The organism is Streptomyces sp. NBC_01429, from assembly GCF_036231945.1.
Classification (GTDB): Bacteria; Actinomycetota; Actinomycetes; order Streptomycetales; family Streptomycetaceae; genus Streptomyces.
In genome coordinates, this window is record NZ_CP109599.1 from 5,005,679 (window position 1) to 5,026,052 (window position 20,374).

A 20,374-nucleotide genomic window follows, 5' to 3' on the forward strand; every position below is an offset into this window, starting at 1 on the left:
CTGACAGTCGGTCCAGCCCCGGTGGCTATGCGCGCGCGGGCAGATACGGGTGGGGGTCCGGCAGTCCCAGATCGGACGGCAGCAGTCCGCCGACCCAGCAGTCACGCAGCGTGCCCTTGTTGAGCAGCCCGCCGCGCAGCGTTCCCTCCAGCGTGAATCCGGCCCTCTCGGCGACGGCCCGTGAGCCCGTGTTGCCGACCTCGGCCCGCCACTCCACCCGTATCGCGCCCAGCGTGAGGAAGGCCCAGCGGGAGACGGCCTGTACGGCCTCCGTCATATAGCCGTGGCCCCGGTGTTCCCTGGCCGTCCAGTAGCCCACCTCCCAGCCGTCGGAGCGGGGGAAGTGCAGCGCGACCGCGGCGATCACCCCGGCGCCGTCGCGCGGCTGTACACCGAAGGTGTACGCGGTGTTGTCGCGCCAGCCGTCCGGGACGAGCCGCTGGACGAAGTCCTCCGCGTGCCGGCGTTCGTACGGTGACGGCATCGTCGTCCAGCGCTGTATGTCGGGATCCTGACAAGCGGCGTTCACGGTGTCCGTGTCGGCCTGGGTGAAGGGGCGCAGCAGCAGGCGCTCGGTCGTGAGGGTGACGGGTTCCATGAAGGGATTCTGCGGACCGCGCCCCCGGGGCACGAGTGGTTTTCCCCTTCCACCGGCACCTTCCCGCGCTTCCGCGCGTTCTTCACTGCGGGTGGCGGCGGGCCCGCGTGGCAGCGGCCCTCCCGGCGCGGGCCGGTCCTCGCTTACGATGGCCGTTGCGGTGGGGCCCGCCTGCCGTGCCCGCGCCCGTGTCCGTACACGACCCACGTGCCAGGCCCGACCGGCAAGGAGACCAGCCTCAGTGTCCGTCTTCAACAAGCTCATGCGTGCAGGCGAAGGTAAGGTCCTGCGCAAACTGCACCGCATCGCGGACCAGGTCAACTCTATCGAAGAGGACTTCGTCAACCTCTCCGACGCCGAGTTGAGGGCGCTCACCGCCGAGTACAAAGAGCGGTACGCCGACGGTGAGAGCCTGGACGACCTGCTTCCCGAGGCGTTCGCGACCGTCCGCGAGGCGGCCAAGCGCGTCCTCGGCCAGCGCCACTACGACGTGCAGCTGATGGGCGGCGCCGCGCTGCACCTCGGCTATGTCGCCGAGATGAAGACCGGTGAGGGCAAGACCCTCGTCGGCACGCTGCCCGCGTACCTCAACGCGCTGTCCGGCAAGGGCGTCCACCTGATCACGGTGAACGACTACCTGGCCGAGCGCGACTCCGAGATGATGGGCCGCGTCCACAGCTTCCTGGACCTCAAGGTCGGCTGCATCATGGCGAACATGACGCCCGCGCAGCGCCGTGAGCAGTACGCCTGTGACATCACGTACGGCACGAACAACGAGTTCGGCTTCGACTACCTGCGCGACAACATGGCGTGGTCGCAGGACGAGCTGGTCCAGCGCGGCCACAACTACGCGATCGTCGACGAGGTCGACTCGATCCTCGTGGACGAGGCCCGTACGCCGCTGATCATCTCCGGCCCCGCCGACCAGGCCACCAAGTGGTACGGCGACTTCGCCAAGCTGGTCACCCGGCTGACCAGGGGCGAGCCCGGCAATCAGCTCAAGGGCATCGAGGAGACCGGCGACTACGAGGTCGACGAGAAGAAGCGCACCGTCGCCATCCACGAGCCCGGCGTCGCGAAGGTCGAGGACTGGCTGGGCATCGACAACCTGTACGAGTCGGTGAACACCCCGCTCGTCGGTTATCTGAACAACGCCATCAAGGCCAAGGAACTGTTCAAGAACGACAAGGACTACGTCGTCATCGACGGCGAAGTCATGATCGTCGACGAGCACACCGGCCGTATCCTCGCGGGCCGCCGCTACAACGAGGGCATGCACCAGGCGATCGAGGCGAAGGAAGGGGTGGACATCAAGGACGAGAACCAGACCCTCGCCACGATCACCCTCCAGAACTTCTTCCGCCTCTACGGCAAGCTCTCCGGCATGACCGGTACGGCCATGACCGAGGCCGCCGAGTTCCACCAGATCTACAAGCTGGGCGTCGTGCCGATCCCGACGAACCGGCCGATGCAGCGGGCCGACCAGTCCGACCTGATCTACCGCACCGAGGTCGCCAAGTTCGCGGCGGTCGTCGACGACATCGCGGAGAAGCACGAGAAGGGGCAGCCGATCCTGGTCGGCACCACCTCGGTCGAGAAGTCCGAGTACCTCTCCCAGCAGCTCAGCAAGCGCGGCGTCCAGCACGAGGTGCTCAACGCCAAGCAGCACGACCGGGAGGCGACGATCGTCGCCCAGGCCGGCCGCAAGGGCGCCGTCACGGTCGCCACCAACATGGCCGGCCGCGGTACGGACATCAAGCTCGGCGGCAACCCCGACGACCTCGCCGAGGCGGAGCTGCGCCAGCGCGGCCTCGACCCCATCGAGCACGTCGAGGAGTGGGCGGCGGCGCTGCCGGCCGCGCTGGAGAAGGCCGAGCAGGCGGTCAAGGCGGAGTTCGAGGAGGTCAAGGACCTGGGCGGGCTCTACGTCCTGGGCACCGAGCGCCACGAGTCGCGGCGGATCGACAACCAGCTGCGCGGCCGTTCCGGACGTCAGGGCGACCCGGGCGAGTCCCGCTTCTACCTGTCCCTCGGCGACGACCTGATGCGGCTGTTCAAGGCGCAGATGGTCGAGCGCGTCATGGCCATGGCCAACGTGCCGGACGACGTCCCCATCGAGAACAAGATGGTGACCCGCGCGATCGCCTCCGCGCAGTCGCAGGTCGAGCAGCAGAACTTCGAGACGCGTAAGAACGTCCTGAAGTACGACGAGGTCCTCAACCGGCAGCGCGAGGTCATCTACGGCGAGCGCCGCCGGGTCCTGGAGGGCGAGGACCTCCAGGACCAGGTGCGCCACTTCATGGACGACACGATCGACGCGTACATCCAGGCGGAGACCGTCGAGGGCTTCGCCGAGGAGTGGGACCTGGACCGGCTGTGGGGCGCCTTCAAGCAGCTCTACCCGACGAAGGTCACCGTCGAGGAGCTGGAGGACGCGGCCGGCGACCGTGCCGGGATCACCGCCGAGTTCATCGCGGAGTCCATCAAGGACGACATCTACGCCCAGTACGAGGACCGCGAGACCCAGCTCGGCTCGGACATCATGCGTGAGCTGGAGCGGCGCGTGGTGCTCTCCGTCCTGGACCGCAAGTGGCGTGAGCACCTCTACGAGATGGACTACCTCCAGGAGGGCATCGGCCTGCGCGCGATGGCCCAGAAGGACCCCCTGGTCGAGTACCAGCGCGAGGGCTTCGACATGTTCAACGCCATGATGGAGGGCATCAAGGAGGAGTCCGTCGGCTACCTGTTCAACCTGGAGGTCCAGGTCGAGCAGCAGGTCGAGGAGGTCCCGGTGCAGGACTCCGGCGAGCGCACCTCGCTCTCCAAGGAGGACGCGGTGCCCGCGGGCGCCGCGCGTCCCGAGATCCGCGCCAAGGGGCTCGACGCTCCGCAGCGGCCCGACCGGCTGCACTTCTCCGCCCCCACAGTGGACGGGGAGGGCGGCATCGTGGAGGGCGACTTCCAGAACGAGAGTGCGGGCGGCCCGACGCGTTCCACGTCGGACGGTATGACGCGCGCCGAGCGCCGGAAGGCCCAGAAGGGCACGGCCGGCGGGCGTCGCCGCAAGAAGTAGACGGCGGGGGCCAGGACGGTCCCGCGGCCTCCGGGCCGCCCGCCCTGTCCCGTACCGCTCGCACCCCGGGCCGGGGCGCCGCGCATTCGCTGCGCGGCGCCCCGGCCCGCTGTCGTGGCCGCGCGGGCGGGCGGCTCCCCGTCCGCTCAGGATTCGGCGGTGATCCGCTCGCCGCCGACCTCGACCGCCGCGCAGCGCCAGCGCAGATCGGCGCTCCGCTCCAGCCGGAAGGCCAGCGCGCGCACCTGTTCGCCCGCCGCGATGCTGGCGGACGCCTCCACCACGCCGTCGCACGGCTGGAACCCCCGGCAGGTGCGGACCACGGGGCGTGCGCCCCGCGCCCTGAGCGGGGTGCCGGGCGCGAGGCGCACGAGCTGCTCGTACGCCTCGCCGACGGTGTGGCCCAGCATCCAGTGCACCGGACGGCGGCCGCTGAGGACCGCGAGCAGCCGCTCGGCGAAGAGTTCGTGCGGCGGGATGTGCGTGCGCCGGCGCGGGCGCGTGGTGGCGGGCCCGCGCTGGTCGCGCCTGCCGGGCGGCCGGGCCGGGGCGACGGTTCGGGCCGCCGCCCGGTCGGCGGCCGCCGCGCGCGCGGGAACGGCGCCCGTCGCGGTACCGGGAGTGGTGGTCGTCGTGCTGGTCCTGTTCACGCAGATCGCCCCCGTTCTGCCCGACCGGCGCGATACCGGTCGGTAACTTTTTGTTGGGGGATCTTTTACGGTTCCTTGGCGGGCGGGCGCAAGGAGCCCCGGCGCGGACAACGGCGGGTCGTGAAATCACCTATCCGAGTGACCCACGGGCGGTGCCGGCCCTGATGACGCACTGATGAGCGGGTTCCCGGTGGACGCCCGAAGGCGCCACGGTCATCACCCCGAAGGGGGACTGCCGCACGTATCCTTTGAAAGCTCTCCTCCTACCGAAAGCGGCCAGCCAATGCGCGTCTACGTCCCCCTGACCCTTCCCGGTCTCGCAGAGGCGCACAGGACGGGCGAAGTGGGGCCTGGACCGCTGATCGCCTACGCGGTGACCCCCGGGCTGCGCGAGTGGTACGTCTCCGACGACATCGAGGAGCTGGAGTACGCGGCCCTCAACCGGGCCGCCGCCGCCTCGCTCCGGCTGCTCGCCGCCGACCCCGGCGCCGGGCGCCGCAGAGTGGTCGTCGCGGCCGACGTACCGGACCGGGAGGCCGTGGCCGACCCCGACCTGGCGCTGGACCCGGCCGGTCTCGGCGAGGTGCGCATCGCCTCGGCGATCACGCTCGCGAAGGCGGCGGCCGTGCACGTCGACTCCGACGAAGCGGACGCCGATGTGAGCGCCGCAGCGGCTGCCCTGGGAGCGGCGGACCACGGCGACGACGACGCCCGGTTCACGGTGGACGGCGCGGAGGACCACGAGCTGCTCTGGTACGGGATCCAGGAGATCCAGAACCTGCTCGGCTGACGGGCCCGGGCGCCCGGCCCCCGCGGGGGTCCGGCCGGGGCCGCTGTCAGACCCTGCCGGTACGGTTCTGGGCATGGGGAAGCAGTACGCGCATCTGGTCTGGGACTGGAACGGCACCGTCCTCGATGACATCCAGGCGGTCATCGGGGCGACCAACGCGGCCTTCGCGGAGATAGGTCTGGAGCCGATCTCCCTGGACCGCTACCGCGAGCTGTACCGCGTCCCGATCCCGCGCTTCTACGAGCGGCTGATGGGCCGGCTCCCCAGCGACGCCGAGTGGGCCGCGATGGACGAGACCTTCCACCGGCACTACACGGAGCGCCGCCCCGGCTGCGGGCTGACCGCGGGCGTCGAGGAGCTGCTCTCCGAGTGGTCGCTGGCCGGCGGCAGCCACTCGCTGCTGAGCATGTACGGGCACCGGGAGCTGCTCCCCGTGGTGCGGGCATACGGGATCGAGCGCCACTTCCTCCGGATCGACGGACGCACCGGCCCCTCCGGCGGCAGCAAGGCCGTGCACATGGAGCGCCATCTGACCTCACTGGCCGCCGCGGGCTCGATATCCGCCGACCGTACGGTGGTGATCGGGGACGCGGTGGACGACGCGGTCGCGGCGGCCCACGTCGGCGCGCGGGCCGTGCTGTACACCGGGGGATCGCACAGCCGGACCGCCCTGGAGGCGGTCGGCGTCCCGGTGGTGGACAGCCTCGCGGAGGCCGTCGCCGTCGCGCGGGACCTGACGTGACCGCCTGGACCTGACGTGACCGCCGGGGGCTCCGCCGTTCACGGCGGGCCCGAGGACCACCGGCCGCGTTCCTGTCGCTGTCCATAGCGTCCAACTCGGGCACCACTTTTGTACACATGCGGCTCATGACGGCCCCCCGGTGGAGAGCGATAGCCTTGGGTCGTGATCAGCGCGATACGCCGTGGGGGCAGCGAAGCCCCCGGCCTGCGCCCGGAGCGCCACCGCGCCCGGGCGGCCGTTGGTCACCAGGAGCGACACGCCCTGGAACCCGGACTGGCGGCCAGAATTGGCCAATAACGCCCCGGACATCTCTCATCGCGGCATAACGTCGACTCAGACCGGAAACCCCGCGTCGTGGCGTTGTGTCGCTTCCTTCACCTACGTCACGCAATGGCGCGCGACAGGAGCCAGAGGACATGCAGACCAAGCTGGACGAAGCCAAGGCCGAGCTGCTCGAACAGGCGGCCCGGGCCGCTGAGAACAGCCCGGCGGGGGGTACGGGGGGGCCGGTCAACGGCCCCAGGAAGGACAACGCCTCGGCCGGGTCCCGCACCGCCGGCCACGGGGAGGGTCCAGCCGGTCAGGACGCGCTTCTGGCGTACCTCCAGCGCTACTACCTGCACACCGCTCCCGAGGACCTGGCGGGCCGCGACCCGCTCGACATCGTCGGCGCCGCGCTCTCCCACTACCGGCTCGCCGCGAGCCGCCCCCAGGGGACCGCCAGCGTCCGGGTGCACACCCCCACGGTCGAGGAGAACGGCTGGACGTGCAGCCACTCCGTCGTCGAGGTCGTCACCGACGACATGCCCTTCCTCGTGGACTCCGTCACCAACGAGCTGTCCCGGCAGAACCGCGGCATCCACGCGGTCATCCACCCGCAGATCGTGGTGCGCCGCGACGTCGCCGGGAAGCTGATCGAGGTGCTCCCCGAGGGGACGGCCACCTCGGGCGAGCTGCCCCACGACGCGGTCACCGAGTCCTGGATCCATGTCGAGGTCGACCGCGAGACCGAGCGCGCCGACCTCAAGCAGATCACCTCCGACCTGCTGCGCGTCCTGTCCGACGTCCGCGAGACCGTCGAGGACTGGGAGAAGATGCGCGGCTCGGCGCTGCGCATCGCCGACGAACTGCCCAGCGAGCCCACGGCGGACGATCTGCGCGACCAGGAGGTCGAGGAGGCCCGTGAGCTGCTGCGCTGGCTCGCCGCCGACCACTTCACCTTCCTCGGCTACCGCGAGTACCAGCTGACCGACGGCGACGCCCTGTCCGCCGTGCCCGGCACCGGCCTCGGCGTGCTGCGCTCCGATCCGATCCACAGCGAGAGCGACGACCACCCGGTCAGCCCGTCCTTCAGCCGGCTGCCCGCCGACGCCCGCGCCAAGGCCCGCGAGCACAAGCTGCTCGTCCTGACCAAGGCCAACAGCCGCGCCACCGTCCACCGGCCCGGCTACCTCGACTACGTCGGGGTCAAGAAGTTCGACGCCAAGGGCAACGTCATCGGGGAGCGGCGCTTCCTCGGGCTGTTCTCCTCCGCCGCGTACACCGAGTCCGTACGCCGGGTCCCGGTGATCCGGCGCAAGGTCGCCGAGGTGCTGAAGGGCGCCGGCTTCTCGCCCAACAGCCACGACGGCCGCGACCTGCTCCAGATCCTGGAGACCTACCCGCGCGACGAACTCTTCCAGACGCCCGTCGACGAACTCCGCTCGATCGTCACCAGCGTCCTCTACCTCCAGGAGCGCCGCAGGCTGCGGCTCTACCTCCGCCAGGACGAGTACGGGCGCTACTACTCGGCGCTCGTCTACCTGCCGCGCGACCGCTACACCACCGGTGTCCGGCTGCGGCTCGTCGACATCCTGAAGGAGGAGCTGGGCGGGACCAGCGTCGACTTCACCGCCTGGAACACAGAATCGATTCTCTCCCGGCTGCACTTCGTCGTCCGGGTCCCCCGGGGCACCGAGCTGGCCAAGCTCACCGACGCCGACACGGACCGGATCGAGGCCCGCCTCGTCGCCGCCGCCCGCTCCTGGGCCGATGCCTTCGGCGAGGCGCTGAACGCCGAATGCGGCGAGGAGCGCGCGGCCGAACTGCTGCGCCGCTACGGCTCCGCCTTCCCCGAGGGGTACAAGGCCGACCACGCCCCGCGCGCCGCCGTGGCCGACCTGGTCCATCTGGAGGCCCTCGACAAGGCCGAGTCGGACTTCTCGCTCTCGCTGTACGAGCCGGTCGACGCCGGACCGGGCGAGCGGCGCTTCAAGATCTACCGCTCGGGCGAGCAGGTCTCCCTCTCCGCCGTCCTGCCGGTCCTCCAGCGGCTCGGCGTCGAGGTCGTCGACGAGCGCCCCTACGAGCTGCGCTGCTCGGACCGTACCCACGTCTGGATCTACGACTTCGGCCTGCGGCTGCCGCAGAGCGGGGCCGGGGGCGGCGACTACCTGACCGAGGACGACCGCGAGCGCTTCCAGCACGCCTTCGCCGCCGTCTGGACCGGAGCCGCCGAGAACGACGGCTTCAACTCCCTCGTCCTGGGGGCCGGTCTGGACTGGCGCCAGGCGATGGTGCTGCGCGCGTACGCCAAGTACCTGCGCCAGTCGGGTTCGACGTTCAGCCAGGACTACATGGAGGACACCCTCCGCAACAACGTCCACACCACCCGGCTGCTGGTCTCCCTCTTCGAGGCCAGGATGGCGCCGGAGCGGCAGAGCGCCGGCATCGAGCTGACGGAAGCGATGCTGGAGGAGCTGGACGGAGCCCTCGACCAGGTGGCGAGCCTGGACGAGGACCGGATCCTGCGCTCCTTCCTCACCCTCATCAAGGCCACGCTGCGGACGAACTTCTTCCAGAAGCGGACGGACGGCCGGCAGCACGCCTACGTGTCGATGAAGTTCGACCCGCAGGCCATCCCCGACCTCCCCGCGCCCCGCCCGGCGTACGAGATCTGGGTGTACTCCCCGCGCGTCGAGGGTGTCCACCTGCGCTTCGGCAAGGTCGCGCGCGGCGGTCTGCGCTGGTCGGACCGGCGGGAGGACTTCCGTACGGAGATCCTGGGCCTGGTCAAGGCGCAGATGGTCAAGAACACCGTGATCGTGCCGGTCGGCGCCAAGGGCGGCTTCGTCGCCAAGCAGCTGCCCGATCCGGCCGCCGACCGGGACGCCTGGCTCGCCGAGGGCATCGCCTCGTACAAGATCTTCATCTCGGCGCTGCTCGACATCACGGACAACATGGTCGCGGGCGAGGTCGTGCCCCCGGCCGACGTGGTCCGCCACGACGGGGACGACACCTATCTGGTCGTCGCCGCCGACAAGGGCACCGCCAGCTTCTCCGACATCGCCAACGACGTCGCGGTCTCCTACGACTTCTGGCTCGGCGACGCCTTCGCCTCCGGCGGCAGCGCCGGATACGACCACAAGGGCATGGGCATCACGGCGCGCGGCGCCTGGGAGTCCGTCAAGCGGCACTTCCGCGAGCGGGGCCACGACACGCAGACCGAGGACTTCACCGTCGTCGGCGTCGGCGACATGTCGGGCGACGTCTTCGGCAACGGGATGCTGCTCTCCGAGCACATCCGGCTCGTCGCGGCCTTCGACCACCGGCACATCTTCCTCGACCCGCACCCCGACGCGGCCACCTCCTACGCGGAGCGCCGCAGGCTGTTCGAGCTGCCGCGCTCCTCGTGGGCCGACTACGACAAGTCGCTGCTGTCGCAGGGCGGCGGGATCCACCCCCGTACCGCCAAGTCCATCCCGGTCAACGCGCATGTGCGCGAGGCCCTCGGCATCGAGCCCGGCATCACGAAGCTGACGCCCGCCGAGCTGATGAAGACGATCCTCCAGGCCCCCGTGGACCTGCTGTGGAACGGCGGCATCGGCACCTACGTCAAGGCGTCCACCGAGACGGACGCCGACGTCGGCGACAAGGCCAACGACGCGATCCGCGTCAACGGCGAGGACCTGCGCGTCAAGGTCGTCGGCGAGGGCGGCAACCTCGGGCTGACCCAGCTCGGCCGGATCGAGTTCGCCCGGCGCGGCGCCGGCGGCGACGGCGGCCGGATCAACACCGACGCCATCGACAACAGCGCGGGCGTGGACACCTCCGACCACGAGGTGAACATCAAGATCCTGCTCAACGCCGTGGTCACCGAGGGCGACATGACCGTCAAGCAGCGCAACGCGCTGCTGGCGGAGATGACCGACGAGGTCGGCGCGCTCGTCCTGCGCAACAACTACGCGCAGAACACCGCGCTCGGCAACGCCGCCTCCCAGGCGCCCTCCCTGCTCCACGCGCACCAGCGCTTCATGCGCCGGCTGGTGCGGGACGGACACCTCGACAGGGCGCTGGAGTTCCTGCCCGCCGACCGGCAGGTCCGCGAGCTGCTCAGCTCGGGCAAGGGCCTCTCCCAGCCCGAGCTGGCCGTCCTGCTCGCCTACACCAAGATCACGGCGGCGGACGAGCTGATCCACACGGAGCTGCCCGACGACCCGTACCTGCGCAAGCTGCTGCACGCGTACTTCCCGCAGCCGCTGCGCGAGCGGTTCGCCGAGCAGATCGACGCGCACGCGCTGCGCCGCGAGATCATCACGACGGTGCTGGTCAACGACACCGTCAACTCGGGCGGTTCGACCTTCCTGCACCGGCTGCGCGAGGAGACCGGGGCGTCGGTCGAGGAGATCGTACGGGCGCAGACGGCGGCCCGGGGAATCTTCGGGCTGAGCGCCGTCTGGGACGCGGTCGAGGCGCTGGACAACCAGGTCGCTGCCGATGTCCAGACCCGGATCAGGCTGCACTCGCGGCGGCTGGTCGAGCGCGGGACGCGCTGGCTGCTGGGCAACCGGCCGCAGCCGCTGGAGATCGCCGGGACCATCGAGTTCTTCGCGGCGGGCGTGGAGCGGGTCTGGGCGCAGCTGCCCACGATGCTGCGCGGCGCCGAGCTGGCGTGGTATCAGTCCATCCTGGCGGAGCTGACGGACGCGGGCGTTCCGGAGGAACTCGCCGTACGGGTGGCGGGCTTCTCGCCCGCCTTCCCGACGCTCGACATCGTGGCGATCGCGGACCGTACGGAGCAGGACCCGCTCTCCGTCGCCGAGGTGTACTACGACCTCGGGGACCGGCTGCGGATCACCCAGCTGATGGACCGGATCATCGAGCTGCCCCGCGCCGACCGCTGGCAGTCCATGGCCCGCGCCTCCATCCGCGAGGATCTGTACGCGGCGCACGCGGCGCTGACGGCGGACGTGCTGGCGGTGGGCAACGGCAACTCGACGCCGGAGGAGCGGTTCACCGCGTGGGAGGAGAAGAACGCCGCGATCCTGGGCCGTTCGCGGTCCACGCTGGACGAGATCCAGGGCTCGGACGCGTTCGACCTGGCGAACCTGTCGGTCGCGATGCGGACGATGCGCACGCTGCTGCGGACGCACAGCTGACGCGTCGGCTGGGCGGTTGACCCAGCACCCGTCCGGGCCGGGGCCTTCGGGCTCCGGCCCGGACGGGGTTTAGGGCGGACGGGGTTTCGGCCGGAGGGGGTTTAGGGCGGACGGTGTTTCGGGCGGACAGTGTTTCGCCCGGACGGGGTTTCGGCCCGAAAGGGCTCGGGCCCGGGACGGGTTTCGGGCCTCCCGTACGTCCTGGCCCGTCAGCGCGCCGCGGTGATGACCAGCGCGGCCACGGCCGCCGCGCACGCGATCTGCGTCAGGGCCGTGGCGATCAGCGTGACCGTCACACGCCTGCGCCAGTGCCGGTCCCGGCCCGTCACCACGTCGACGCGCCGACGTAGGGGCGTACGGGCGTCTCCTGCGTGTGGTGTCCCATGGCCACCAGGCGTTCGACGCAGCACCGGCAGGCGTACAGGGGCGTCTCGCCGTACGGGCCGACCAGTTCGCCGACCCGGATCACCTGCACGCCGCCCCGGTCGCAGCGGAAGCAGTCGCCCAGCTGGACCGGGGCGTTGGTGTCGGCGGGGGCGTCCCAGGCCGTCACGGGCCTTCGGCCGTCCGGCTCCGGCTCCGGCTCCGGCTCTGGTCGAGGTTCCGGCACGGGCACGGGCAGGGCCGGGGGCCCGAGAGCGCCAGCGTGCGGGGCAGCGCCTGGACGTACGTCGTGCCCGCGCAGCGGTGCGGTGAGCGCAGCTCGAAGATGTCGGCGGCCAGGCACGGCGGGCACGGGGCGGGCACGCCGACGCCGGACGGGTCGGACGGGTCGGACGCGTCGGCCGGGTCGGTTGCGTCGGACAGGTCGGACGGTTCGGACAGGTCGGACGGTTCGGGCTCCCCGAGGGGCGGGCCGTGCCACAGCATGGTCATCCCGCTCTCCTCGCACCGGGTGCCCGCGAGGTATCCGGCGGGCGTGTCGGGGCCGATGCCCGGCTCCCACGTCATCGGGCCGCCCGTTCGGCCCGGCGCAGGACGGCGCCCTCGTCGCACAGATCGCCGCTGGTGCACGACGGACACGCGATGAGGTGGTCCAGCAGGTTCCGCCAGGCGTGCGCGTGGGGCAGCGCGGGGTTCTCCAGCCGTTCGGCCCCGGCGTGCAGTACGGTCGCGACGGCGTCCGGGACGCAGAGCCGGTCCGGGCTCTCCAGGGGCGTCGCCCAGTACGGGTCGGCCGAGCGCCGCGGCGTGGCGTCGACCCGGGGGACGGCCAGCCAGGCGCCGCGACCGAGTACCACGGCGTGCGGGGACATCCACGTCTCGGTCGTCCGAGGCGGTACGAGGGCGTAGTACCACAGGTCGTGCCGGGAGATCACCGGCCCGTCGAGCGCGGCGGCCAACCCGGCGCGTACCCCGTCCTCGGCGGTGCTGCCGACGGCCGCGTGCACCAGGTCCGGGTGCATCTTGACGGCGTCGAACCGCCGCCCGGTCGGCAGCATCGCCGGGCGCCGCTCCTTCCAGTCCCGGAGCGGGATGTCCGGATCCTTGGCGGTCAGGGACAGCCACCGCGCGATGGCCTTCCGGGCCCGGGGCCCGGAACTCGCCGGACGTGGAAGACGGTAGGGGCGGGTGGGTGCGCCGTGGGGATCGGACATGGTCGGCTCCAAGGGCCTCGTGGGTGCGTAGGGCCATGGTGGGAGCGCGGAAAAGCCCTGGCTATCACGGGATAGTGATAGCCAGGGCCAGGGGGTTACGGTACGTCAGGCGCCCAGCCAGGAGCCGTATGAGAGGAAGCCGTCGGGCAGTTGGCGTTTCGCCGCTTCCAATCCGGCGTACGTCTCCCGGACCGTCGCGTGGTAACGCGCCTGCTGGGGAGCGGCCTTGCGGGCGGACAGCAGATTCGCGAACGCGGCGTCCAGGTCGCCCGTCCACATCTGCGCGCGGGCCAGCTCCGCATGGTGGTGGCTGCGCCGCGAGGCCGGCCAGCCGCGCGGCATGGTGACGGCCCGTCCGATCCGTGACGCGTCCTCGTACTGGTCCAGCTCGGCCGCCACCGAGACCCGGTGCACGGCCACATTGGTCGGTCCGAAGCTGAGCCAGTGGACCTCCGCCGCCTCGCCGGTGCCCCGGGCGATCTCGTCCGCCTGGTCGAGGTGGCTACCGGCCCGGGTCCTGTTCTGGGCCCGGCCCGCCATCACGGCCGCACCCAGGTGGAGTTGTCCGGTCACGACGTCCCGCTCGCGGCCCGTTTCGGCCTGCTCCAACGTCGTCAGACCGAGCGCCACCAGGCGCTCGCCCGTCCGGTACTGGCCCTCCCTGAGATAGGTCAGGGCGCGCATGTACCGGTACATCCCGCCGACCACCGCGTCCGATCCACGCTCCGCCGCCCAGTCCATGCGCGACAGCGCGATCGACGCGAGGTCGTTGAACCCGAGCTTCGCCGCGACGTCGTAGGCCGTGCGGTACGTGCTCGCCAGCAGGAGCCACCCCTCGGTGGTCCCCGCCGTGTGCGCGGCGGTCGTCGCCTCCTGGATCAGACCGGCCACCTCACCGGCCGCCCTCTTGATCTCACCGGCGCGGACGATGACGAGGAGGTGGTCGGCGTCGTCGCTCAGGAGTTGGTGCGGGCGCGGGGTGATGTCCGGGTCCGGGCCGAGGTCGTACACGTCCAGGGCTTCCCGGATCGGCCTTATCAGAACGTCGAGTTCGTCGGCGCGCAGCTCGGTCACGTACGGCTGGCCGGTGATGGTCGCCACCTCGACCCGGAGGGCACGGGCGAGACTCGCGATGACGTGGGGGCTGGCGGGCAGCACGCCTTGCTCGGTCTTGGTGAGAGTGCTGTAGGGCACTGTTGAGAGGTCGGAGAGGGCACGCTGAGTGAGGTGTCTTTCCATGCGCAGACGTTTGATGCGTGCGCCTGTGTGGTCATGGGGCAGGGCGTGCATACAGGCTCCTGTTCTGACTCGACACCAGAACGGTACCCGCGCTCGGCCCGGCGGGTACAGGAACCGAGGCGCGCACCACCCACCGGGGACGTCGGTCCGGCTGGCCGCACCACCCGCCGTGACGCCGCTCGCCGTAACTCCGCCCGCCGTAACTCCGTCCCGCCGCGTCAGCCCCTCTTCCCGCCCTCGGCGCCTTCGGCGCCCTTGCCGCCCTTTCCGGTGAACTCGTCGTACGCCGCGATGACCTCCGCCACGGGGCCGTCCATCCGCAGCGTTCCCGACTCCAGCCAGATCGCCCGGTCGCAGGTGTCCAGGATGGACTGGTTGCTGTGGCTGACGAGGAAGACGGTGCCCGCCTCCTCGCGCAGTTCGCTGATGCGCCGCTGGCTGCGGCGCTGGAACTTGGCGTCGCCGGTGGACAGTGCCTCGTCGATCAGCAGGACGTCGTGGCTCTTGGCGGCGGCGATCGAGAAGCGCAGCCGGGCGCCCATGCCCGAGGAGTACGTGCGCATCGGCAGCGAGATGAAGTCGCCCTTCTCGTTGATCCCGGAGAACTCCACGATGTCGTCGTAGCGGGTACGGACCTGCTCCCGCGACATGCCCATGGCCAGCCCGCCGAGGATGACGTTGCGCTCGCCGGTCAGATCGCTCATCAGCGCCGCGTTGACCCCGAGGAGCGAGGGCTGCCCCCGGGTGAAGACCCTGCCGTGCGACGGCGGCAGCAGCCCCGCGATGGCCTTGAGCAGCGTCGACTTGCCGGATCCGTTGGAGCCGATCAGGCCGATGGCCTCGCCCTTGTACGCGGCGAAGCTGACGCCCTTGACGGCGTGCACCTCGCGTACGCCGGGGGCCGACTTGCGCGAGACGATGCGGCTGAGCGCGGAAGTGGCGCTGCCCCGGCCGCCCTTGGTGCCGTGGACCTTGTAGGTGATGTGCACGCCGTCGACGACGACGGTGGGGGTGGGCTCGGGCTCAGCCACGTCCGTACTCCTCCTCGGCCTTCCAGAAGAACAGAAATCCGCCGACGGCCGTGAGCGCCGCCCAGCCGAGGGCGACGGTCCAGATGTGCGGGGGCAGTTGTCCGGCGGTGAAGCTGTCGATGAGCGCGAAGCGCATCAGGTCGATGTAGACGGCGGCCGGGTTGCACTCCAGGGCCACCGTGACGAAGTGGGGCAGGTGGTCGCCGTTCGTCACCCGGTCGACGCTCCACATCACCCCGGACACGTACATCCAGGTGCGCAGCAGGAACGGCATCAGCTGCGAGATGTCGGGGGTCTTGGCGGCCAGCCGCGCCACGACCAGCGAGACGCCGGTGTTGAACAGCGCCTGGAGCAGCAGCGCCGGCACCGCGAGCAGCCAGCTGGGACGCGGGTACTGGCCGAAGCAGACCAGGATCACCACCAGCGCGCCCATCGAGAACAGCAGTTGCTGGAGCTGCTGGAGGGCGAGCGCGATCGGCAGGGCGGCGCGCGGGAAGTGCAGGGCCCGGACGAGACCGAGGTTGCCGGAGATCGCGCGGGTGCCCGCCATGATCGAGTTCGAGGTGAAGGTCCAGATGAAGACGCCCGTGACCAGGAACGGGATGAAGTCCGGCACGTTCCGCTTGGTGTCGAGCAGGACCCCGAAGATGAAGTAGTAGACCGTCGCGTTGAGCAGCGGGGTCATGATCTGCCAGATCTGGCCCAGCTTCGCCTGGCTGTACTGGGCGGTCAGCCGCGCGGTGGCGAACGCGGTGATGAAGTGCCGCCGCGACCAGAGCCGGCCGACGTACTCCGGCAGGGACGGGCGGGCGCCGCTCACGGTGAGGCCGTGCCGCAGGGCCAGGGCGGTGAGGTCGGTCCCGGGGGTGGTCCCGGCCGTGGTCGCGGGGGTGGTCCCGGCCGTGGACCCGGGGGCCGGTGGGGAGGGCGATGCGATCGTCTGGCTCACAGGTGTCGCTTTCGACGGTGGCTGTCTCTGAGACGGTGCGGGGTGGGGCGGGGAGACGGTGCGGGGTGGGCGGGGACGTGTTCCGCCGACTGCTCCGAGGCGGCGTTTTGCCGTCCCTTGACGTCGGAACGGGTCCGTATCGTCGTAACGACAAGGTAGAGCGGTGAGCGTCGCAACGCAACCGTGTCGTCGTAACGTCGATGACGCTATGCTCGGCGGTAATGACTACGGAATCCCGCCCCCCGGCCGCCGCCCGCACCGCTCGCCGTGCCCCGGCGGGCGCCGCCGTGCTCCGGGAAGAGGTGACCGACGCCATCCGCGCGGCCGTCTTCGAGGAGCTGGCCGCGGTCGGGTTCGCCCGGATGTCCATCGAGGGCATCGCGCGCCGCGCCGGTGTCGGCAAGACCGCCGTCTACCGCCGCTGGAAGTCCAAGCTGGCGCTCGTCCTCGATCTGGTCTCGGCCTTCGCGGCGCGGGGGCTGCCCGCCCCGGCGACCGGTTCGCTGTACGGGGACGTGCGCGCCCTGCTCGAAGTGGCCGCGCACGCGCTGCGCCACCCGGTCGCTTCGCAGGTCATCCCGGATCTGCTGGTGGAGGCGGCCCGGCACCCCGAGATCTCCGACGCGATCAAGGCGGCGCTGCTGGACGGACAGCAGGGCATCGCCGCGGTGATCGTCCGGGAGGCGGTGGAGCGCGGCGAGCTGCCGGAGGGCGCGGACCCCGACCGGGCCCTCGATCTGATCGTCGGACCGCTCTACTGGCGGCTCGTGGTGGTACGGGGCGAGCTGCCCAAGGGCTACCTGGACGATCTGGCGGCGTCCGCGGTGCTCGCGCTCAGCCGCTGAAGCGAGCGGCGTGCGGGCAGCGGATCAGGGTCCGGCCGCTGTGATCCAGCAGGCCGCTGTGATCCAGTAGTACGAGTGATCTGTCCCCCAAGCAGCTCTGCGTAGTGTCTCCGCGGCATCCGGCCCGGTCACGGAGACTCCGCGAAAAACCGTTGGGGGGACGAGGTGCACCGCTGCTACGTTTCCGGAGGCCGTGCGAGAGACCGAGGAGGTGGTACCTGTGAACGCAGTATCGACATGGGTGCTCCCCTCCGGGGTCACGGTCGGGCGATAGGCAGGTCGTCCGGGAGCGCCGTTCCAGTGCACTCCCGAAAGGCACGACCATGCGTTTCACTTCCGAGCAACGCCTCGACGACGGCGTCCTCGAACGCGAATTCACCCTCGGCGAGATCCCCGGCATTCTGTGGACACCCGCACCGGCACCCGCATCGGCACCCGCCCCCGCGTCAGCACCCGCACCGGCGCCGCTGATCCTGCTCGGCCACCCGCCCCTCGGGCTGCGCGGGATGTACCCCCGGCTGGTGGCCCGGGCCCGGCACTGCGCGGCGGAGGGCTTCGCCACGGCCACCATCGAGCTTCCCGGAAGCGGCGACCGGCCCCGTTGGCCCGCCGTCGAGCGGGCCCGCGCCGACCTGCGCCGGGCGATGGAGGCCGGCGAGCCGGTCGGCGACGAGATCATCGACGCCCTCATCCTCCCGCTGGTCGACAAGGCGGTCCCGGAATGGCAGGCCGCGCTGGACGCCCTTCTGTCGCTGCCCGGGATCGGCGGCCCGGTCGGGTACTCGGGGGGAGTGATCTCCATCGGCATCCGGCTGGCGGTGGTCGAGCCCCGCGTCTCGGCCGCCGTTCTGTTCGCCGGGAGTTTCGTGCCTCGCGCCCTGTTCGAGGAGGCCCGGCAGGTCACCGTCCCCCTGCACGTCCTGCTCCAGTGGGACGACGAAGGGAACGACCGGCAGGCGGCCCTGGACCTGTTCGACGCCCTCGGCTCCAAGGAGAAGTCCCTGCACGCCCATATGGGCGGGCACACCGGCGTCCCGCGGTTCGCGGGGGACGCCGCGGCCCGGTTCTTCACCCGGCATCTGAGGTGAGATCGGACCGTCGGACCGGCAGCAGACGGTAGCTGATACCGGCCGGCGCAGCCCCTCATCCCCGCTCAGCGGGAAAGCCCAGGTCATAGACCCTATGACCTGGGCTTTCCCGCGCTCCCGACGGGCGCTACTTCACCGCGCCCGCCATCACGCCGGACACGAACTGCCGCTGGAACGCGAAGAACACGACCAGCGGGATGATCATCGAGACGAACGCGCCCGGCGCCAGCACATCGATGTTGTTGCCGAACTGCCGTACCTGCTGCTGGAGCGCGACCGTGATCGGCGGGTTCTTGGAGTCCGCGAAGATCAGTGCGACCAGCATGTCGTTCCACACCCACAGGAACTGGAAGATGCCCAGCGACGCGATCGCCGGCCCGCCGAGCGGCATCACGACCCGGGTGAACAGCCGTAGCTCACCCGCCCCGTCGAGCCGGGCGGCCTCCAGCAGCTCCCTCGGGATCTCCGCGAAGAAGTTCCGCAGCAGGAAGATCGCGAAGGGCAGTCCGAAGGAGACATGGAAGATGATCACGCCGAAAGTTGTCTCAAAGATGCCTATGGCGCCGAACAGTTTCGCCACCGGGACCAGCGCGACCTGTACGGGGACCACCAGCAGCCCCACGACCGCCAGGAACCACCAGTCGCGGCCGGGAAAGTCCAGCCAGGCGAAGGCGTACGCGGCGAGCGAGCCGATCACCACGACCAGGAGCGTCGAGGGAACGGTGATCATGATGGTGGAGAACAGCGAGTTGGTGATCGTGTCGTTCTCCAGCAGCCGCGCGTAGTTCGCGGTGGTGAGCTGGGCGGGGGCCGTGAAGACCTTCCACCAGCCGCTGGCGTTGATGTCCGAGGAGTCGCGCAGCGACGAGATCAGCAGGCCGATCGTCGGCATCAGCCAGAACAGGCCGACGAGGACGAGGAAGACCCGCATCACCCCGCCGCCCGCGTGGGCCGCGATCCGGCCGCCGAGGGACGGCTTCGCCTTGACCGTGGTGTCCTGAGTGGTCATCGGCGGGTCTCCTTCCGCATGCGCCGGATGTTGAACAGCATCACCGGCAGCACCAGCAGAAGCAGCAGTACGGCGATGGCGCTGCCGACCCCGAGATCCGCGTCCGTGCCGAACGACGAGCGGTAGAGCTGGAGCGCCAGCACATTCGCGTCGGCCTGGGACGAGCCCGGTGGAATGATCAGGACCAGGTCGAAGATCTTCAGTACGTTGATCATCAGCGTGACCATGACGACCGCGAGGACCGGGGCCAGCAGCGGCACGGTGATCCGGCGGAAGACCTGCCACTCGGTGGCGCCGTCCACCCGCGCCGCCTCCATCAGCTCCCTGGGCACGCTCGCCAGCCCCGCCGCGATCAGCACCATCGCGAACCCGGCCCACATCCACAGGTAGCTGCCGATGATCGCCGGGGTGACCAGCGAGGGACCGAGCCACTCCACCCCGTTGTACGGCTCCTTGAAGTTGGATTCGGGCAGCCGCAGCTGGGCTCCGTCGGCGGCCGCGGGGAGGCTGAACCTACCGTCGGCGCCCGCCGTGGTGGTGGCGACCACCTTGCCGTCCTTCACCGCCTCCACCGTGAGCCCCTTGAGTCCCAGCTCCTCGGGGTCGATGACGTTGGGCTTCCCGCCGCCGCCTGGGGTGAAGTCCAGCCAGGCCGTGCCGGTGACCGTGCCGTCCCCGGTCTTCGCCGGCTGCGCCGGGCGCGCGTCCGAGGGCATCTTGGCCGGGGGCACCCCGACGAGCGGCAGCAGCACCTCCGTACCGGCCCGCACGGGTTCCTTGGTGACGAACGTGCCGCCGCCGCCCGCCTTGAGCGGATGCACCGGTAGCGGATGCGCCTTCGGATAGCCCGCCGAGTCGCTGAAGGTGTCATGCACCCCGACCACCACCGCGTTGGCGATGCCCCGGCCCGGGTCCTGCTCGTACACCAGCCGGAAGATGATGCCGGCGGCGAGCATCGAGATCGCCATCGGCATGAAGACGATCAGCTTGAAGGCCGTGCCCCAGCGCACCCGTTCGGTGAGTACGGCGAAGATCAGCCCGAGCGCCGTGGCGACGGTCGGGGCGACGACGACCCAGATCGCGTTGTTCTTGACCGCCGTCAGGATCGTGTCGTCGGTGAACAGCTCCACATAGTTGTCGAGTCCGGCGAAGTTGCTGCCGGACTTGTCGAAGAACGACCGGTAGACCGAGAACCCGATGGGGTAGACCACGAGCGCGCCGAGCAGCACCAGCGCGGGCAGCAGAAAGCCGACCGCGACGATTTTACGTGTGCCTGTCACGCTCTTACGTGTACGGGGAGCGGGGGGCGCCGCTGCGGCGCCCCCCTTGACCGGGGAAGTCATCC

General features: G+C 70.7%; 16 protein-coding genes. 6 read left to right on the plus strand and 10 right to left on the minus strand.

Annotated elements, in window-relative coordinates; translation table 11 throughout:
- Positions 1-25: 25 nt before the first annotated feature.
- A complete protein-coding gene (locus tag OG627_RS22070) occupies positions 26-598 on the minus strand; it encodes a GNAT family N-acetyltransferase (protein WP_329067680.1) in 573 nt (190 codons plus the stop codon).
- 241 nt (positions 599-839) lie between these two features.
- On the opposite strand from OG627_RS22070, the gene secA reads away from it, so the two are divergent.
- A complete protein-coding gene (gene secA, locus OG627_RS22075; RefSeq protein WP_329067682.1) occupies positions 840-3,671 on the plus strand; it encodes a preprotein translocase subunit SecA in 2,832 nt (943 codons plus the stop codon).
- 146 nt (positions 3,672-3,817) lie between these two features.
- On the opposite strand, the gene OG627_RS22080 is transcribed toward secA, so the two are convergent.
- Positions 3,818-4,321, minus strand: coding sequence for an Rv3235 family protein (locus OG627_RS22080; protein WP_329067684.1), 504 nt, complete (start codon positions 4,319-4,321; stop codon positions 3,818-3,820).
- A 283-nt stretch (positions 4,322-4,604) separates the two neighbouring features.
- On the opposite strand from OG627_RS22080, the gene OG627_RS22085 reads away from it, so the two are divergent.
- From OG627_RS22085 to OG627_RS22095, 3 genes are all read left to right on the plus strand, one after another.
- Positions 4,605-5,111 (plus strand): DUF6912 family protein, encoded by a 507-nt coding sequence (locus OG627_RS22085; protein ID WP_329067686.1) that lies wholly within the window; start codon positions 4,605-4,607, stop codon positions 5,109-5,111.
- 73 nt (positions 5,112-5,184) lie between these two features.
- The gene (locus tag OG627_RS22090) at positions 5,185-5,853 is read left to right on the plus strand and encodes an HAD family hydrolase (protein ID WP_329067688.1); all 669 of its coding nucleotides are present in this window, start codon (positions 5,185-5,187) and stop codon (positions 5,851-5,853) included.
- Positions 5,854-6,269: 416 nt separating this feature from the next.
- Positions 6,270-11,270 carry an NAD-glutamate dehydrogenase gene (locus OG627_RS22095; protein ID WP_329067690.1) on the plus strand — a complete coding sequence of 1,667 codons (5,001 nt, stop codon included), beginning with the start codon at positions 6,270-6,272 and terminating at the stop codon, positions 11,268-11,270.
- 325 nt (positions 11,271-11,595) lie between these two features.
- Here OG627_RS22095 and OG627_RS22100 read toward each other — a convergent pair whose 3' ends face one another.
- The 6 genes from OG627_RS22100 to OG627_RS22125 form a co-directional block, all read right to left on the minus strand.
- Positions 11,596-11,823, minus strand: coding sequence for a hypothetical protein (locus tag OG627_RS22100; RefSeq protein ID WP_114622986.1), 228 nt, complete (start codon positions 11,821-11,823; stop codon positions 11,596-11,598).
- Positions 11,820-12,221, minus strand: coding sequence for a hypothetical protein (locus OG627_RS22105; protein ID WP_329067692.1), 402 nt, complete (start codon positions 12,219-12,221; stop codon positions 11,820-11,822). Before OG627_RS22105 ends, OG627_RS22100 begins: the two co-directional genes overlap by 4 nt.
- Positions 12,218-12,868, minus strand: coding sequence for a hypothetical protein (locus tag OG627_RS22110; RefSeq protein ID WP_329067694.1), 651 nt, complete (start codon positions 12,866-12,868; stop codon positions 12,218-12,220). Before OG627_RS22110 ends, OG627_RS22105 begins: the two co-directional genes overlap by 4 nt.
- Positions 12,869-12,973: 105 nt before the next feature.
- Positions 12,974-14,158 carry a helix-turn-helix domain-containing protein gene (locus tag OG627_RS22115; protein ID WP_329067696.1) on the minus strand — a complete coding sequence of 395 codons (1,185 nt, stop codon included), beginning with the start codon at positions 14,156-14,158 and terminating at the stop codon, positions 12,974-12,976.
- 167 nt (positions 14,159-14,325) lie between these two features.
- On the minus strand, positions 14,326-15,138 hold the full coding sequence (locus OG627_RS22120) for an ABC transporter ATP-binding protein (protein ID WP_329067698.1): 813 nt from the start codon (positions 15,136-15,138) through the stop codon (positions 14,326-14,328).
- Entirely contained in the window at positions 15,131-16,087 is a 957-nt protein-coding gene (locus OG627_RS22125) for an ABC transporter permease (protein ID WP_443073521.1), read from the minus strand. Before OG627_RS22125 ends, OG627_RS22120 begins: the two co-directional genes overlap by 8 nt.
- Before the next feature lie 221 nt (positions 16,088-16,308).
- On the opposite strand from OG627_RS22125, the gene OG627_RS22130 reads away from it, so the two are divergent.
- Positions 16,309-16,932: a TetR/AcrR family transcriptional regulator gene (locus OG627_RS22130; RefSeq protein ID WP_329067700.1), complete on the plus strand. Its 624-nt coding sequence runs from the start codon at positions 16,309-16,311 to the stop codon at positions 16,930-16,932.
- A gap of 323 nt (positions 16,933-17,255) precedes the next feature.
- Entirely contained in the window at positions 17,256-18,020 is a 765-nt protein-coding gene (locus tag OG627_RS22135) for a dienelactone hydrolase family protein (RefSeq protein WP_329067702.1), read from the plus strand.
- Between the two features lie 127 nt (positions 18,021-18,147).
- On the opposite strand, the gene OG627_RS22140 is transcribed toward OG627_RS22135, so the two are convergent.
- On the minus strand, positions 18,148-19,029 hold the full coding sequence (locus tag OG627_RS22140; RefSeq protein WP_329067703.1) for a carbohydrate ABC transporter permease: 882 nt from the start codon (positions 19,027-19,029) through the stop codon (positions 18,148-18,150).
- On the minus strand, positions 19,026-20,372 hold the full coding sequence (locus OG627_RS22145; RefSeq protein ID WP_329067706.1) for a carbohydrate ABC transporter permease: 1,347 nt from the start codon (positions 20,370-20,372) through the stop codon (positions 19,026-19,028). The genes OG627_RS22140 and OG627_RS22145 overlap by 4 nt, the downstream gene beginning before the upstream one ends.
- Positions 20,373-20,374: the final 2 nt, after the last annotated feature.